The 15,071-nt window shown below is 58.3% G+C and carries 9 protein-coding genes, 6 tRNA genes, 3 rRNA genes and 1 pseudogene; all 19 read right to left on the bottom strand.

The features are described from left to right. Positions 1–129: 129 nt before the first annotated feature. The gene (nusG, locus tag ACPTTC_RS01480) at positions 130–687 is read right to left on the bottom strand and encodes a transcription termination/antitermination protein NusG (RefSeq protein WP_006400672.1); all 558 of its coding nucleotides are present in this window, start codon (positions 685–687) and stop codon (positions 130–132) included. 1 nt (position 688) lies between these two features. Beyond that, positions 689–1,069, bottom strand: a complete 381-nt coding sequence (secE, locus tag ACPTTC_RS01475) for a preprotein translocase subunit SecE (protein ID WP_006482892.1) — start codon at positions 1,067–1,069, stop codon at positions 689–691. Positions 1,070–1,112: 43 nt separating this feature from the next. Then, positions 1,113–1,188 (bottom strand) — tRNA-Trp (locus ACPTTC_RS01470). A gap of 59 nt (positions 1,189–1,247) precedes the next feature. After that, positions 1,248–2,438, bottom strand: coding sequence for an elongation factor Tu (gene tuf / locus ACPTTC_RS01465; protein WP_011882996.1), 1,191 nt, complete (start codon positions 2,436–2,438; stop codon positions 1,248–1,250). 66 nt (positions 2,439–2,504) lie between these two features. Beyond that, positions 2,505–2,579 (bottom strand) — tRNA-Thr (locus tag ACPTTC_RS01460). A gap of 24 nt (positions 2,580–2,603) precedes the next feature. Beyond that, positions 2,604–2,677 (bottom strand) — tRNA-Gly (locus ACPTTC_RS01455). A 43-nt stretch (positions 2,678–2,720) separates the two neighbouring features. Further along, positions 2,721–2,806 (bottom strand) — tRNA-Tyr (locus tag ACPTTC_RS01450). A gap of 1,461 nt (positions 2,807–4,267) precedes the next feature. Then, positions 4,268–4,864: a plasmid pRiA4b ORF-3 family protein gene (locus tag ACPTTC_RS01445; RefSeq protein ID WP_423391358.1), complete on the bottom strand. Its 597-nt coding sequence runs from the start codon at positions 4,862–4,864 to the stop codon at positions 4,268–4,270. 39 nt (positions 4,865–4,903) lie between these two features. Then, positions 4,904–6,466, bottom strand: a pseudogene (gene tnpC / locus ACPTTC_RS01440) (IS66 family transposase). Between the two features lie 29 nt (positions 6,467–6,495). Beyond that, positions 6,496–6,717 carry an IS66 family insertion sequence element accessory protein TnpB gene (gene tnpB / locus ACPTTC_RS01435; RefSeq protein WP_423391357.1) on the bottom strand — a complete coding sequence of 74 codons (222 nt, stop codon included), beginning with the start codon at positions 6,715–6,717 and terminating at the stop codon, positions 6,496–6,498. 16 nt (positions 6,718–6,733) lie between these two features. Next, entirely contained in the window at positions 6,734–7,600 is an 867-nt protein-coding gene (istB, locus tag ACPTTC_RS01430; protein WP_124681121.1) for an IS21-like element ISBcen28 family helper ATPase IstB, read from the bottom strand. Beyond that, positions 7,597–8,853: an IS21-like element ISBcen28 family transposase gene (istA, locus tag ACPTTC_RS01425; protein WP_423391356.1), complete on the bottom strand. Its 1,257-nt coding sequence runs from the start codon at positions 8,851–8,853 to the stop codon at positions 7,597–7,599. The genes istB and istA overlap by 4 nt, the downstream gene beginning before the upstream one ends. 108 nt (positions 8,854–8,961) lie before the next feature. Further along, positions 8,962–9,159 carry an IS66 family insertion sequence element accessory protein TnpB gene (gene tnpB / locus ACPTTC_RS01420; protein WP_423393303.1) on the bottom strand — a complete coding sequence of 66 codons (198 nt, stop codon included), beginning with the start codon at positions 9,157–9,159 and terminating at the stop codon, positions 8,962–8,964. Beyond that, positions 9,159–9,521, bottom strand: coding sequence for an IS66-like element accessory protein TnpA (tnpA, locus tag ACPTTC_RS01415; RefSeq protein WP_423391355.1), 363 nt, complete (start codon positions 9,519–9,521; stop codon positions 9,159–9,161). The genes tnpB (ACPTTC_RS01420) and tnpA overlap by 1 nt, the downstream gene beginning before the upstream one ends. Before the next feature lie 228 nt (positions 9,522–9,749). Then, positions 9,750–9,862: ribosomal RNA gene (rrf, locus tag ACPTTC_RS01410) — 5S ribosomal RNA — on the bottom strand. A gap of 189 nt (positions 9,863–10,051) precedes the next feature. Then, positions 10,052–12,933 (bottom strand): 23S ribosomal RNA (locus tag ACPTTC_RS01405). Between the two features lie 293 nt (positions 12,934–13,226). Beyond that, positions 13,227–13,302 (bottom strand) — tRNA-Ala (locus tag ACPTTC_RS01400). A gap of 37 nt (positions 13,303–13,339) precedes the next feature. Further along, positions 13,340–13,416 (bottom strand) — tRNA-Ile (locus tag ACPTTC_RS01395). Between the two features lie 64 nt (positions 13,417–13,480). Beyond that, positions 13,481–15,013 (bottom strand): 16S ribosomal RNA (locus ACPTTC_RS01390). The 16S, 23S and 5S rRNA genes sit together here with 2 tRNA genes alongside, the layout of an rRNA operon. Positions 15,014–15,071 lie beyond the last annotated feature (58 nt).

Below are 15,071 nucleotides of genomic sequence, written 5' to 3'. Positions count from 1 at the left end.
TGGAACGCCGGAGAAGGCGTTCGGTGAGTAATAACGCGCTTTCGCCACTGGCTACTGACGCTCCTCAACGGCCATGACGCGGGCCGTAAGCGCGAAGGTGGGCAGCCGAGGCTGCCCACCGAATCGGGATCAAACTTTTTCGACCTGACCGAACTCGAGTTCGACCGGGGTGGATCGGCCAAAGATGGTGACCGACACACGCACGCGCGATTTTTCGTAGTTGACTTCTTCGACGGTGCCATTGAAGTCCGTGAACGGGCCTTCCTTGACACGCACCATCTCGCCGACTTCGAACAGGGTCTTCGGGCGCGGCTTTTCGACGCCTTCCTGCATCTGCGACATGATCTTCTCGACTTCCTTCGGGGAAATCGGGGTCGGGCGGTTGCGCGCACCGCCGACGAAGCCGGTGACCTTCGCGGTGTTCTTCACGAGGTGCCACGTTTCGTCCGTCATTTCCATTTCCACCAGCACGTAGCCGGGGAAGAAACGACGCTCGGTCACAGCCTTGTGGCCGCCTTTGACTTCAACCACTTCTTCGGTCGGAACCAGGATCTGACCGAATTTGTCCTGCATGCCAGCGCGTTCGATGCGCTCCTGAAGCGCACGTTGCACGCTCTTCTCCATACCGGAGTAGGCGTGCACGACGTACCAACGTTTTCCGCTCGGGGATGCCGGAGTATCGCTCATATCATTTCCAACCCAGAATCGCCGAGAAAATCACCCATTCGATCGACTTATCACTCAACCAGAGGAAAATCGCCATCACGAGCACGAAACCGAACACGACGAGTGTGGTTTGCGTTGCTTCCTTGCGGGTGGGCCATACGACCTTCCGGACTTCCTTGTACGAATCCTTGGCAAATGCGATGAGGCTCTTGCCAGGTGCGGACATCAGCCCGACGGCCACGCCGGCGATGATACCTACCGCCAATGCGGCACCGCGGACATACCACTGCTGATTGGCCAGCCAGAAGAAGCCCACGAATCCGGCCAACACCAGCAATACGCCCAGGGCCAGCATCAGCTTATCGCCGGAGGTATTTACAGTTTCGACGGATGGATTCGCCATAACACCTTAAAACAAATGCCACGTAGGACACGTGGCTATTTTTTGGCAGGGGCAGAGGGAATCGAACCCCCAACCTTCGGTTTTGGAGACCGACGCTCTGCCAGTTGAGCTATACCCCTAAACCATGTTGGGGCTGGCTGCTACCAGCCCCAAAACTGTCGATCAACGAATAACTGGCTTACTCGATGATCTTGGCGACGACGCCGGCGCCGACCGTACGGCCGCCTTCGCGGATTGCGAAGCGCAGACCTTCTTCCATCGCGATCGGAGCAATCAGCTTCACCGTGATCGACACGTTGTCGCCCGGCATCACCATTTCCTTGTCCTTCGGCAGCTCGATCGAGCCCGTCACGTCCGTCGTACGGAAGTAGAACTGCGGACGGTAGTTGTTGAAGAACGGCGTGTGACGGCCGCCTTCGTCCTTGCTCAGCACGTACACTTCAGCCGTGAAGTGCGTGTGCGGCGTGATCGAACCCGGCTTCGCCAGAACCTGGCCACGCTCCACGTCTTCACGCTTCGTGCCGCGCAGCAGGATACCAACGTTGTCGCCTGCTTGACCTTGGTCCAGCAGCTTGCGGAACATTTCAACGCCCGTGCAGGTCGTCTTCACCGTCGGCTTGATACCGACGATTTCGATTTCTTCGCCGACCTTCACGATGCCGCGCTCGACACGACCCGTCACAACCGTACCACGGCCCGAGATCGAGAACACGTCTTCCACCGGCATCAGGAACGCGCCGTCAACTGCACGCTCCGGCGTCGGGATGTACGTGTCCAGCGCGTCGGCCAGGTTCATGATCGCCACTTCGCCCAGCTCGCCCGTGTCGCCTTCCAGCGCCAGCTTGGCCGAACCCTTCACGATCGGCGTGTCGTCGCCCGGGAAGTCGTACTTCGACAGGAGTTCGCGAACTTCCATCTCGACCAGCTCGAGCAGTTCAGCGTCGTCCACCATGTCGCACTTGTTCAGGAACACGATGATGTACGGAACGCCAACCTGACGCGCCAGCAGGATGTGCTCACGCGTTTGCGGCATCGGGCCGTCTGCTGCCGAGCAAACCAGGATCGCGCCGTCCATCTGCGCTGCGCCCGTGATCATGTTCTTCACATAGTCAGCGTGGCCCGGGCAGTCGACGTGTGCGTAGTGGCGGTTAGCCGTTTCGTACTCGACGTGTGCCGTGTTGATCGTGATGCCGCGCGCCTTTTCTTCCGGTGCCGCGTCGATCTGGTCGTATGCCTTCGCTTCGCCGCCGAACTTCTTCGTCAGAACCGTCGTGATCGCTGCCGTCAGCGTCGTCTTGCCGTGGTCAACGTGACCAATCGTACCAACGTTCACGTGCGGCTTGGTCCGCTCAAACTTTTCCTTGGCCATTTTCAACTCCCAAAAGGAATTTCACAGGTTGCGCCGCGCGCAAACAAGACACTGACTTTTTACTGCTGGTGCCCATGGGCAGGATCGAACTGCCGACCTCTCCCTTACCAAGGGAGTGCTCTACCACTGAGCCACATGGGCGCTTTAAGCTTCAACTTCGCGGTCTGGAGCGGGTGAAGGGAATCGAACCCTCGTCGTAAGCTTGGAAGGCTTCTGCTCTACCATTGAGCTACACCCGCACGGGCCACAAACGATTCCTTACCGCTCACTGCGCTGATATCTTGGTGGAGGAGGTTGGATTCGAACCAACGTAGGCGTAAGCCAACAGATTTACAGTCTGCCCCCTTTAGCCACTCGGGCACCCCTCCGTAGAGAACTGACGATTATGGGGGTGCATCGCACTTCTGTCAAGCACATCCGGAAGATTATTTTCACTCTCTTCCTGACGCCCGCTTGACCATCGACCTCCCGCCCCTGCCCGGCTAAGGCAAGCGTGGGCGCTACCGATCAATGCCACATCTTCGTCAGACTCCGCCCTCAACGTCGATCTGCATCTACGCTGAAAACGAAAGACCGCCATCATACGACCTCTCGCGCGCCCTGCCAAGCGGGTAAACGAAAATTTCCGCAAATTTCGTGCCGGGCGGCTTTATTGATCCATCCTTGCTGTTCTTTTGTGGCGTCGCTTCCGAATTCATGGGTTGTCTGGCTCGGCTAGCAGGCGATACAGGTGACTGAGCTTTCGGGCGCTTTCCAGTAACTGCATCGGACCATCTGCTCGAGGCTGACGACGGGGGTCATGGGCGCGCCACGGGCCTTTGCCGACCTCAGCGACAGACGCGATACCCTCGCGGGTCAACTGCCCGCCTCCGGTTCGGATCCTTATGCGCCTGCTCGCTCTTCGGATGGCCTTCATGGCTTTGACCGCGCATGCCGCCGATCCGTCGCCACCTGGTGTCGCTCGAGCACGATCACCAAGATCCGGCAGCAGGCCACGGCTGCCGCCACACGCCAGGGCGTCCGGCGGCAGCCTCAGTGCTCGCCGCATATGACCGACTGAAGCCGACCAACCTCAGTATCTGGTCGGCCTATCGCAGCGAAACCGCGGCATACCCGCGACATCCCGCTTGCCCTTACGACGCCAGCCTCGCGCAGCTGAACGTCCATAGCCGGCGCTCATCAAATGGAACAGCACGAATTCTGAGGGTATCCAGTTGATTGGCTCGCGGACGTCCGGTGCACGCCACACACCGAACCGTTCCATCCGGCAGGCTACACGCCCCCGTTTCTGTGCGCGAGCCAACTTGAGCGAAGATGCAGCGAATTGAGATACAAACAACTCGGGATGACTACGCGATGGCATCACGAGTGCGGTTCGACTTCACGCGCTCGATGGGCAACAATGGTTCAACGCTCGCGACAAGGACACGCCAGAACGTTCAATAGACGTGATCCGGTGCCCGGGTCGAGCTGACGGCTCATGTGGTGACGGAGGCCGCGAAACATGCTCGATAAGCACGGAGTTGCAATGGTGATTTTTGCGCGAGGATGAGCTCGATACGCCGATGAACGACGCCCGATAATCGGCAATCGGCGGTTGGCGATGCCACCCCAGGCCACCACAACGCTCAAATCTGAACCGAGAGGTAGTCAGGCACGTGATGGAGTCGCTACTCGACCTGATCGCCGTCGTCATGAACAGCGGTGGGTGGATGCTTGAATGTGGGTTCCAACCTGCACCAGCTATCAGCGCGTGGCCAGCTCGATCAGTGGCGCAGCGCGGCAGATTGCTCGTAAGCGTGGAGCCGATACCATCTTGACGGCATGAGTTACCGGTTTCCCCAACGATTGGATGCCATACGTAGCAGCGTGGCATTGGCAGCACGCAGATCGAACAGTTCGGCGTCGAAGCCGGGGCCGACCCAGTTTCGGTAATGGTCAGCTTCTTCGCTATTTGGATCGTTGCATAGCGCGTTCAGGAACGCTTCGTAGCCATGCGGGCCGCCCACATCCTCCGGCGGGCACGCGCGAGCACCATCAATGACTTGTGCCGCGCCCCACGGTTCGCTTTCAACGATTTCCACTTTCTCAACGACGATGGCGTGATCCCACCCATCCCCGAAGTCGTACCGGTAGAGGAAGCGAGAGCCAGGTTTCAGGACCTTCTGCAGGCGAACCTTGCGGTCATCTGCGGTCGTGCCCGGATCAGCGAAGTCCAGCACGTCATCGACCTCGAACATGGCGTAGGTCATGCCATCGATCAGGAAGTCGTGCAGGTGGGAGTCTTCCCAGCCGAAGGCCGCCTGCAGGATATGGTGCAGCTTGCGCAGCGACTCGGTTCCTTCAACCTCGATCCGGCGCCAGATGGGCGGCTCAATGTGTTGAAGCTGCACGTGCAAGGTAAAGCGCTGGAATGATTTCGCCATCTGATCTCCGGGGAACGGGAAGTCAGCAGCATTATCGCCTTACGACGCCGGGGTGGTCATGTTCCAGGGCAGCAGGTTTTCGACCTGGTTGATCGGATGGTCTGCAATGCGCGCGAGCACGGCGCGCAGATACGCCTCAGGATCGAAGCCGTTGAGCTTGGCCGTGCCGATCAAGCTGTAGATCGCGGCAGCACGCTCGCCACCTGAGTCCGCACCGGCGAACAGATAGTTCCGACGCCCGATGGCCACACCGCGCAACGCGCGCTCGACCGGTAGGTTATCGATTTCCAGACGCCCGTCGTCACAGTAGCGCGTGTGCGCTTCCCAACGGTTCAGCGCATAGAGGATTGCCCGGCTCGTGTCGGATTTGCGCGAAAGCGTCTCCAGTGTGGCGCTCAGCCACGCATGGAGTTGATCGAGCAAGGGCCTGGCGCGTGCTTGTCGGTGCGCTCGCCGCTCATCGGTCGGTTTGCTACGGATCTGCTCTTCGACCTTGTAGAGCGCGCCGATACGTTCCAGCGCCTCGGTGTTCAATGCATTTGGGCGAGCCGCATGCAATTCGTAGAACTGCCGCCGTGCATGGGCCCAGCATGCTGCTTCGGCAACGCGTCCCGTTTCGTCAATCGCTTGGTAGCCGCCGTAGGCGTCAGCCTGCAACGTGCCATTGAACGATTCGAGATGCTGCTGCGGATGGATGCCTTTGCGGTCCGGAGTATAGGCAAACCAGACGGCCGGCGGAGTGGCATCGCTGGACGCCCGATCGTCACGCACATACACCCACACGCGTCCGGTTTTGGTCTTGCCGTTCCCTGGCGCAAGCACCGGCACTGGCGTATCGTCGGCATGGAGCTTCGTCGCTGCCATGACGTGGCGACGCAGTGCGTCGACGAGCGGTTGCAGCAGCGCCGCAGTGCGACCAACCCACTTCGCCAGCAGTGAGCGATCCAGCTCGACACCTTCCCGCGCATAGATCACCGACTGCCGGTAGAGCGGCAGGTGATCCGCGAACTTCGCGACCAGCACGTGAGCCAGCAGTCCCGGGCCAGCTATGCCTCGCTCGATGGGACGGCTTGGCGCAGCAGCCTGGGCGATGTGATCGCAGCATGAACATGCCAGCTTCGGCCGCACATGGCGGATGACCCGGAAGCTCGCCGGCACATACTCGAGTTGTTCGGCGACGTCCTCGCCAAGCTGCTTCATCGGCGCACCGCACGCCGTGCAGGTTTCACGTGATTCGGGCCAATGGATCTAGATCTCGCGCGGCAGGTGATCCGGCAACGGCTTGCGTTGTACCTGTTCCGGTGCCGTGCGAGGCGTCCTGGGAATCTCGATGGGGGCTGCGCCTTCGTCGGCCTCGAGTTCTTCCAGACGCAACTCGAGCTGTTCGATCTGGCGGTCCAGTTTCTCCGAGCGGCGGCCGAACTGCATGCGGCGCAGCTTTGCGGTCAGCAGCTTGAGATGCTCGATCTCCGCCTTGTCGGTTGCCGTCGCCGCCTTGTGCGGTTCGACCACGTCTTCCAAATGCCCGATGCGGGCATCGCGCTCGAGCAGTAGAGCCTTGAGCACTTCGATGTCGTCCGGGTACGCGTTCGCCGTCGTCATGCCCGCAGTCTACGCGCCGGTGGGCGGGTTTACAACGCTGAGGTCGGCGCCGCCGTGCGCACCGGCTGCCGCCAGTCGATGCCTTCCAGTAACATGGACAACTGCGCCTGGCTCAAGCTGACGACGCCCCCATCCGCACGCGGCCAGACAAAGCGGCCGCGTTCAAGCCGTTTCATCAGCAGACACATGCCGTCGCCGCTTGTCAACGTCGGACGTAATTTCCCCAGAAGTGTCGAAGTAAAATTCCCCACCCTGTTCGGACGGTGATCAGCCGGCGATGTGATCGGATGAGCTCCTTCGCGGACGGCCCGGGCGCCGACGAACCGGTTCAGCGGACGGGTGATTCAGGGAAGATGGTCGGTTGCGCAGATGGTCGGGCAGCAGATCGGCGTGTTCTCGTAGGCGGTACGATGTGCCTTCAATCTGCACGACGATCGCGTGGTGCAGCAGCCGGTCGAGCAGCGCCGCGGCGACCACGCTGTCGCCGAACACTTCGCCCCATTCGCCGAAGCTGCGATTGGACGTCAGGATGATCGCGCAGCGCTCGTAGCAGGCGTTGACGAGCTGGAAGAACAGATTGCCGCCGTTGGAGCCGATCGGCAGGTAACCGATCTCGTCGACGATGAGCAGGCTGTTGCGTGCAAGGAAGCGCACGCGCTGCGCCAGGTTGCCCTCCCGCTCGGCCTTGGCCATCGAGTTCACGATCTCGGCCAGCGAGCCGAAGTAGACGCTCTTGCCGGCGCGCACGGCTTCCACGCCCAGCGCAATGGACAGGTGCGATTTGCCCGTGCCGGGCGGCCCAAGGAAGTGCACGGTCTGCCGTCGTTCGATGAACTCAAGTTGCGCAAGCGTCATGATGCGATCTCGGTCGAGGCTCGGCTGGAAGCTGAAGTCGTAACCGGCCAGCGTCTTGATCGTGCCGAGCCGCGCGGTCTGCAGCGCCATCCGGATGCGGCGGGTCTCGCGCGTCGTGAACTCCTCGCCCAGCAGCGTTTCCAACACTTCCAGCATCGAGCTGTCGCCTTGCTCGAAGCGATTCAGGGTGGCGTCCAGCGTTTCGAGCGCGCGCGGCATGCGCAAGCCGACGAGATAGCGCCGGATGCGTTCCAGTGTCGAGGCAGGCATGCCGCTCATGCGGTCCTCCCAGCATCTGCGAGGCGTCTTGCGACCTGGTCATAGAACGACAGAGGCCGGCGAGCTACGGCTACCGTTACCGATGGTGATGGGTGTCGTGCTGGCTGCTTGCGCTGATTTGCGCGCCGATGGCCGGGCAACAGCGAGGTTCGTCGCCGGCCTTCGAGCACGGGATGAACCGCCAGCAGTTCACCGTCTTCGTAGATGCGGATCTCGTGGGCCAGACTGTGGACGTCGAGCGTGCGCTTGCGTGTTCGATCGGGCACGCTGTAGTAGTTGCCGCCGACCGAGACGAGGCCTTCGTGACTCACGCGACGCTCGAGCCGGATCACGCCGTTGAAGGTGCCGGCCGGCAACGCCTGCAGTGCGGGACGCTCCTCACCGAAGTGCTGGGCGACGACGCGGTGCGTCGTGCCGTGCACGCGCACATTGGCCACCGTGTCGAGCCACTCGCGCAACTGTCGGTTCAAGTCGGCGAGATTCTGGAAACGACGCGCCAGGAAGAAGTCCTGCCGGATATAGCGGTACGGCCGCTCGACCTTGCCCTTGGTCTTGGCGCGATATGCCTTGCAGGCGCGCGGCGCGAAGCCGTAGTGCTGCGCAAACGCGACCAGCTTCGCGTTGTAGACGATGTGCTTCTCGACTTCGCCCAGCACGGCCGCCTTCATCCGGTCGTACAGAATCTCGCGCGGAGCGCCGCCGAGGTGCTCGAACGCATCCATGTGGCAGCGCAGGACGGTCTGCAGGTCCTGATGCTCGACGAAACGTCCCCAGAGATAGCGGCTGTGCCCAAGCACGATCGAGAATAGCCAGATCGAGCGTCGCTGGCCAGGCGCGTCGCCGAACTCGACATTGAAGTGGGCGAAATCCACCTGCGCTTGATGCCCGGCAGGCGTCTCGAAGCGCACCTCGAAGCCACGTTGGCGGGGCGGCCGGACCTCCCGAACCAGGTCGCCCAGTGCCGTGCGGCCACCGGTGTACCCCATGGCCCGAATCTCGCGCAGCAGTCGCTCGACGCTCAGGTCGGGAAACTCGCGCACACGTTCGGTGACGTAGTGGACGAACGGATCGACCACGCACGGTCGCGGTGCGCGCGGACCGTAACGCGGCGCCTGAACGCCATTCCTGATGTATTTACGAACGGTCTTGCGGTCCATACCCAGTCGAGTAGCGATGGCCGAAATACTCAGCCCTTGCCGATGCAATTCCAGAATCGTCATCACTTCCTCCAGCTCGACCACCGACACCCCCACGACGGATCTCCAGGGCGATATGGTCGGCGATCGACAGGACGGCGCCGCTACCGCGGCGCCATCAGATAAAAAACTGGGGAAAATTACTTCGACGAAAGTGGGGAGTATCTATCCGACGCTGACACCGCTCCACCACAGCACCTTGACCAGATCGCCGCGTCGGCCGCGGAACACAAACACGTGTCCGCTGAACGGGTCCCGCTCAAGCACGGTCTGCACCTTCGCGGTCAGGCTATTGAAGCCGGAACGCATATCGGTCACACCAGCAGCCAGCCACGCCCGCGTCCCAGCGGGGAGGCCCAGCATCACGAACTCACATCCAGCAAGCTCGTCAGGACAAGCCGCAGGACATCAGACTCCGGCTTGCCTTCGAAACACACGCGTACGCCACGACATTCGATGACCATCCCGGATGATCTGACCGGTTCCGGTATCGGCGGTGATGCCATCTGAACAGGCAGGAATAATTCAGCTGGCGCGGATGCGGACGTCGCCTCTTGCTCCTGATCCCGACGCCACTTCGACACGAGATGCGCGTTCAACCCATGCGCGCGTGCAACTTCCGCCAGTGAACGTGTCGGGTCTCGTGTTTCCGCTACGACCTGCGTGCGAAACTCATTCGTGTAATTCTTGGAGCCTCGTCGGCGGCCCTGCGCCTTGATTTCCATTTTTTCTGGTTCCCACTACATTCTGGTGGGAACCAGATTGCCGCCTATGAACCTTCATGGACAGACGGTGCTGGGGAAGCGCTTACGATTGCTCGAGAACGGGAGGCGCCTAAATCAGCGCATTCGTCGTTTCAGCTCCAGCCAGGCCGTCTATCCCGATCGCCGTGCATTTCCGCCGCTCAAATGCAAAAACCCCCGCCTTTCGGGCGGGGGTTTCTGGCTTAGGGAGCCTGACGATTACCTACTTTCACACGGGAATCCGCACTATCATCGGCGTAGAGTCGTTTCACGGTCCTGTTCGGGATGGGAAGGGGTGGGACCGACTCGCTATGGTCATCAGGCAAAGAGGGTTGTTCTGCTGGCGTGGCCAACAGAACCAATCTGGGAAGAAGCAGTAATTTCGTTGGGTTGTGAGGTTGTATCTCACACATACGCGGTAGTTCAACCGCAGTACGTCGAGTGCTTCACACTCGACGTTCGACATTCGTAAAGCGCTGAAGCGCTAACGACTGTCGAAACAGACTTGTTATAGGATCAAGCCTTACGGGCAATTAGTATCAGTTAGCTGAACGCATTACTGCGCTTACACACCTGACCTATCAACGTCCTGGTCTCGAACGACCCTTCAAGGGGATCTAGTCCCCAGGGATATCTCATCTTAAGGCGAGTTTCCCGCTTAGATGCTTTCAGCGGTTATCTCTTCCGAACATAGCTACCCGGCGATGCCACTGGCGTGACAACCGGTACACCAGAGGTTCGTCCACTCCGGTCCTCTCGTACTAGGAGCAGCCCCCTTCAAATATCCAACGCCCACGGCAGATAGGGACCAAACTGTCTCACGACGTTTTAAACCCAGCTCACGTACCTCTTTAAATGGCGAACAGCCATACCCTTGGGACCGGCTACAGCCCCAGGATGAGATGAGCCGACATCGAGGTGCCAAACACCGCCGTCGATATGAACTCTTGGGCGGTATCAGCCTGTTATCCCCAGAGTACCTTTTATCCGTTGAGCGATGGCCCTTCCATACAGAACCACCGGATCACTATGACCTGCTTTCGCACCTGCTCGACTTGTCGGTCTCGCAGTTAAGCACGCTTATGCCATTGCACTATCAGCACGATTTCCGACCGTACCTAGCGTACCTTCGTACTCCTCCGTTACGCTTTGGGAGGAGACCGCCCCAGTCAAACTGCCTACCATGCACTGTCCCCGACCCGGATCACGGGCCAAGGTTAGAACCTCAAACAAACCAGGGTGGTATTTCAAGGACGGCTCCACCGAAACTAGCGTTCCGGTTTCATAGCCTCCCACCTATCCTACACAGATCGGTTCAAAGTCCAATGCAAAGCTACAGTAAAGGTTCATGGGGTCTTTCCGTCTAGCCGCGGGTAGATTGCATCATCACAAACACTTCAACTTCGCTGAGTCTCGGGAGGAGACAGTGTGGCCATCGTTACGCCATTCGTGCAGGTCGGAACTTACCCGACAAGGAATTTCGCTACCTTAGGACCGTTATAGTTACGGCCGCCGTTTACCGGGACTTCAATCAAGAGCTTGCACCCCATCATTTAATCTTCCGGCACCGGGCAGGCGTCACACCCTATACGTCCACTTTCGTGTTTGCAGAGTGCTGTGTTTTTATTAAACAGTCGCAGCCACCAGTTTATTGCAACCCCTTCACCCTTTGCGCGCAGGCGCATCAAGCTACAAGGGCGTACCTTATCCCGAAGTTACGGTACCAATTTGCCGAGTTCCTTCTCCCGAGTTCTCTCAAGCGCCTTAGAATACTCATCTCGCCCACCTGTGTCGGTTTGCGGTACGGTCATCGTTAGACTGAAGCTTAGAGGCTTTTCTTGGAACCACTTCCAATTGCTTCGCTCCCTAAGGAGCTCGCGCCACACCCTTGAATTACGCGCCCGGATTTGCCTAAGCGCCTTCTCCAATGCAGCGACCGGGACTTCCAACACCCGGACAACCTTCCGCGATCCGTCCCCCCATCGCATCTAACAATGGTGCAGGAATATTGACCTGCTTCCCATCAGCTACGCATTTCTGCCTCGCCTTAGGGGCCGACTCACCCTACGCCGATGAACGTTGCGTAGGAAACCTTGGGCTTACGGCGAGGGGGCCTTTCACCCCCTTTATCGCTACTCATGTCAGCATTCGCACTTCCGATACCTCCAGCACGCTTTTCAACGCACCTTCGCAGGCTTACGGAACGCTCTCCTACCATGCGTGCTAAGCACGCATCCGCAGCTTCGGTATATAGCTTAGCCCCGTTACATCTTCCGCGCAGGACGACTCGATCAGTGAGCTATTACGCTTTCTTTAAAGGGTGGCTGCTTCTAAGCCAACCTCCTGACTGTTTTAGCCTTCCCACTTCGTTTCCCACTTAGCTATATTTGGGGACCTTAGCTGGCGGTCTGGGTTGTTTCCCTCTTGACACCGGACGTTAGCACCCGATGTCTGTCTCCCGTGATTGCACTCTTCGGTATTCGGAGTTTGCTATGGCGGGGTAATCTGCAATAGACCCCCCAACCATGACAGTGCTCTACCCCCGAAGGTGAGACACGAGGCACTACCTAAATAGTTTTCGGAGAGAACCAGCTATTTCCAAGTTTGTTTAGCCTTTCACCCCTATCCACAGCTCATCCCCTAACTTTTCAACGTTAGTGGGTTCGGACCTCCAGTACGTGTTACCGCACCTTCATCCTGGCCATGGATAGATCACTTGGTTTCGGGTCTACGCCCAGCAACTGAACGCCCTATTCGGACTCGCTTTCGCTACGCCTGCCCTATACGGTTAAGCTTGCTACTGAACGTAAGTCGCTGACCCATTATACAAAAGGTACGCCGTCACCCCTTTCGAGGCTCCGACTGTTTGTATGCATGCGGTTTCAGGATCTATTTCACTCCCCTCCCGGGGTTCTTTTCGCCTTTCCCTCACGGTACTGGTTCACTATCGGTCGATCACGAGTATTTAGCCTTGGAGGATGGTCCCCCCATCTTCAGACAGGATTTCACGTGTCCCGCCCTACTTGTCGCACACCTAGTTCTTTCATACTGTTTTCGCCTACAGGGCTATCACCTGCTATGGCCGCACTTTCCAGAGCGTTCGGCTAACAATACAAATAAAGAGTGCAAGGCTCATCCCATTTCGCTCGCCACTACTTTGGGAATCTCGGTTGATTTCTTTTCCTGCGGTTACTTAGATGTTTCAGTTCACCGCGTTCGCTTCACTAGACCTATGTATTCAGTCTAGGATGACCCAAAAGGGCCGGGTTTCCCCATTCGGACATCTACGGATCAAAGCTCGTTTGCCAGCTCCCCGTAGCTTTTCGCAGGCTACCGCGTCCTTCATCGCCTGTGATCGCCAAGGCATCCACCACATGCACTTGTTCGCTTGACCCTATAACGAGTCTGTCTCGTTACAGGTTGAGTTCTCGCGTTGTGCCGTATTCCAATTGAGTCAAACATAGAGTTCGAATCATCTTGAGATACATCGATACAATCACAACCCGGATAACTTCCACGTCCATCTCAAGACGCTTCCGCTATCCAAATTACTTACTTCTTCCAGATTGTTAAAGAACGACAGCCGATATGGTTTTACTCATATCACTCTGACTGGCTCAATCGCCAATGGCAAATGCTCGTCTCACACGTCACTTTCGTGTGATCCAAACGCTTCCCATTGAAGATTGGTGGAGGCAGACGGGATCGAACCGACGACCCCCTGCTTGCAAAGCAGGTGCTCTCCCAGCTGAGCTATGCCCCCATGAGTACAGATTGCCTCAGGTGTTACCGCCAGACAATGGTGGGTCTGGTTGGATTCGAACCAACGACCCCCGCCTTATCAAGACGGTGCTCTAACCGACTGAGCTACAGACCCCTGAGTCTGTCTTTAAATTTACAGCCGATAAGCGTGAGCGCTCAACTTCGCGAGATAGCTCTGGAAAGGAGGTGATCCAGCCGCACCTTCCGATACGGCTACCTTGTTACGACTTCACCCCAGTCATGAATCCTACCGTGGTGACCGTCCTCCTTGCGGTTAGACTAGCCACTTCTGGTAAAACCCACTCCCATGGTGTGACGGGCGGTGTGTACAAGACCCGGGAACGTATTCACCGCGGCATGCTGATCCGCGATTACTAGCGATTCCAGCTTCATGCACTCGAGTTGCAGAGTGCAATCCGGACTACGATCGGTTTTCTGGGATTAGCTCCCCCTCGCGGGTTGGCAACCCTCTGTTCCGACCATTGTATGACGTGTGAAGCCCTACCCATAAGGGCCATGAGGACTTGACGTCATCCCCACCTTCCTCCGGTTTGTCACCGGCAGTCTCCTTAGAGTGCTCTTGCGTAGCAACTAAGGACAAGGGTTGCGCTCGTTGCGGGACTTAACCCAACATCTCACGACACGAGCTGACGACAGCCATGCAGCACCTGTGCGCCGGTTCTCTTTCGAGCACTCCCGCCTCTCAGCAGGATTCCGACCATGTCAAGGGTAGGTAAGGTTTTTCGCGTTGCATCGAATTAATCCACATCATCCACCGCTTGTGCGGGTCCCCGTCAATTCCTTTGAGTTTTAATCTTGCGACCGTACTCCCCAGGCGGTCAACTTCACGCGTTAGCTACGTTACTAAGGAAATGAATCCCCAACAACTAGTTGACATCGTTTAGGGCGTGGACTACCAGGGTATCTAATCCTGTTTGCTCCCCACGCTTTCGTGCATGAGCGTCAGTATTGGCCCAGGGGGCTGCCTTCGCCATCGGTATTCCTCCACATCTCTACGCATTTCACTGCTACACGTGGAATTCTACCCCCCTCTGCCATACTCTAGCCTGCCAGTCACCAATGCAGTTCCCAGGTTGAGCCCGGGGATTTCACATCGGTCTTAGCAAACCGCCTGCGCACGCTTTACGCCCAGTAATTCCGATTAACGCTTGCACCCTACGTATTACCGCGGCTGCTGGCACGTAGTTAGCCGGTGCTTATTCTTCCGGTACCGTCATCCCCCGACTGTATTAGAGCCAAGGATTTCTTTCCGGACAAAAGTGCTTTACAACCCGAAGGCCTTCTTCACACACGCGGCATTGCTGGATCAGGCTTTCGCCCATTGTCCAAAATTCCCCACTGCTGCCTCCCGTAGGAGTCTGGGCCGTGTCTCAGTCCCAGTGTGGCTGGTCGTCCTCTCAGACCAGCTACTGATCGTCGCCTTGGTAGGCCTTTACCCCACCAACTAGCTAATCAGCCATCGGCCAACCCTATAGCGCGAGGCCCGAAGGTCCCCCGCTTTCATCCGTAGATCGTATGCGGTATTAATCCGGCTTTCGCCGGGCTATCCCCCACTACAGGACATGTTCCGATGTATTACTCACCCGTTCGCCACTCGCCACCAGGTGCAAGCACCCGTGCTGCCGTTCGACTTGCATGTGTAAGGCATGCCGCCAGCGTTCAATCTGAGCCAGGATCAAACTCTTCAGTTTAAACCTGTTACTGTTTTCGGTTCTTTCGAACCGGTCGCTCACTCAAAGCTGACAGGAA

The organism is Burkholderia mycopellens (assembly GCF_964265025.1).
GTDB lineage: Bacteria > Pseudomonadota > Gammaproteobacteria > Burkholderiales > Burkholderiaceae > Burkholderia.
This window is presented reverse-complemented; position numbering and strand designations above follow the sequence as displayed.

Excerpts from the sequence above, each read along its gene's own strand:
- nusG (WP_006400672.1), bottom strand. The coding sequence starts at position 687 with ATGAGCGATACTCCGGCATCCCCGAGCGGAAAACGTTGGTACGTCGTG.
- secE (WP_006482892.1), bottom strand. The coding sequence starts at position 1,069 with ATGGCGAATCCATCCGTCGAAACTGTAAATACCTCCGGCGATAAGCTG.
- tuf (WP_011882996.1), bottom strand. The coding sequence starts at position 2,438 with ATGGCCAAGGAAAAGTTTGAGCGGACCAAGCCGCACGTGAACGTTGGT.
- ACPTTC_RS01445 (WP_423391358.1), bottom strand. The coding sequence starts at position 4,864 with ATGGCGAAATCATTCCAGCGCTTTACCTTGCACGTGCAGCTTCAACAC.
- istB (WP_124681121.1), bottom strand. The coding sequence starts at position 7,600 with ATGAGCGGCATGCCTGCCTCGACACTGGAACGCATCCGGCGCTATCTC.
- tnpB (WP_423393303.1), bottom strand. The coding sequence starts at position 9,159 with ATGCTGGGCCTCCCCGCTGGGACGCGGGCGTGGCTGGCTGCTGGTGTG.
- tnpA (WP_423391355.1), bottom strand. The coding sequence starts at position 9,521 with ATGGAAATCAAGGCGCAGGGCCGCCGACGAGGCTCCAAGAATTACACG.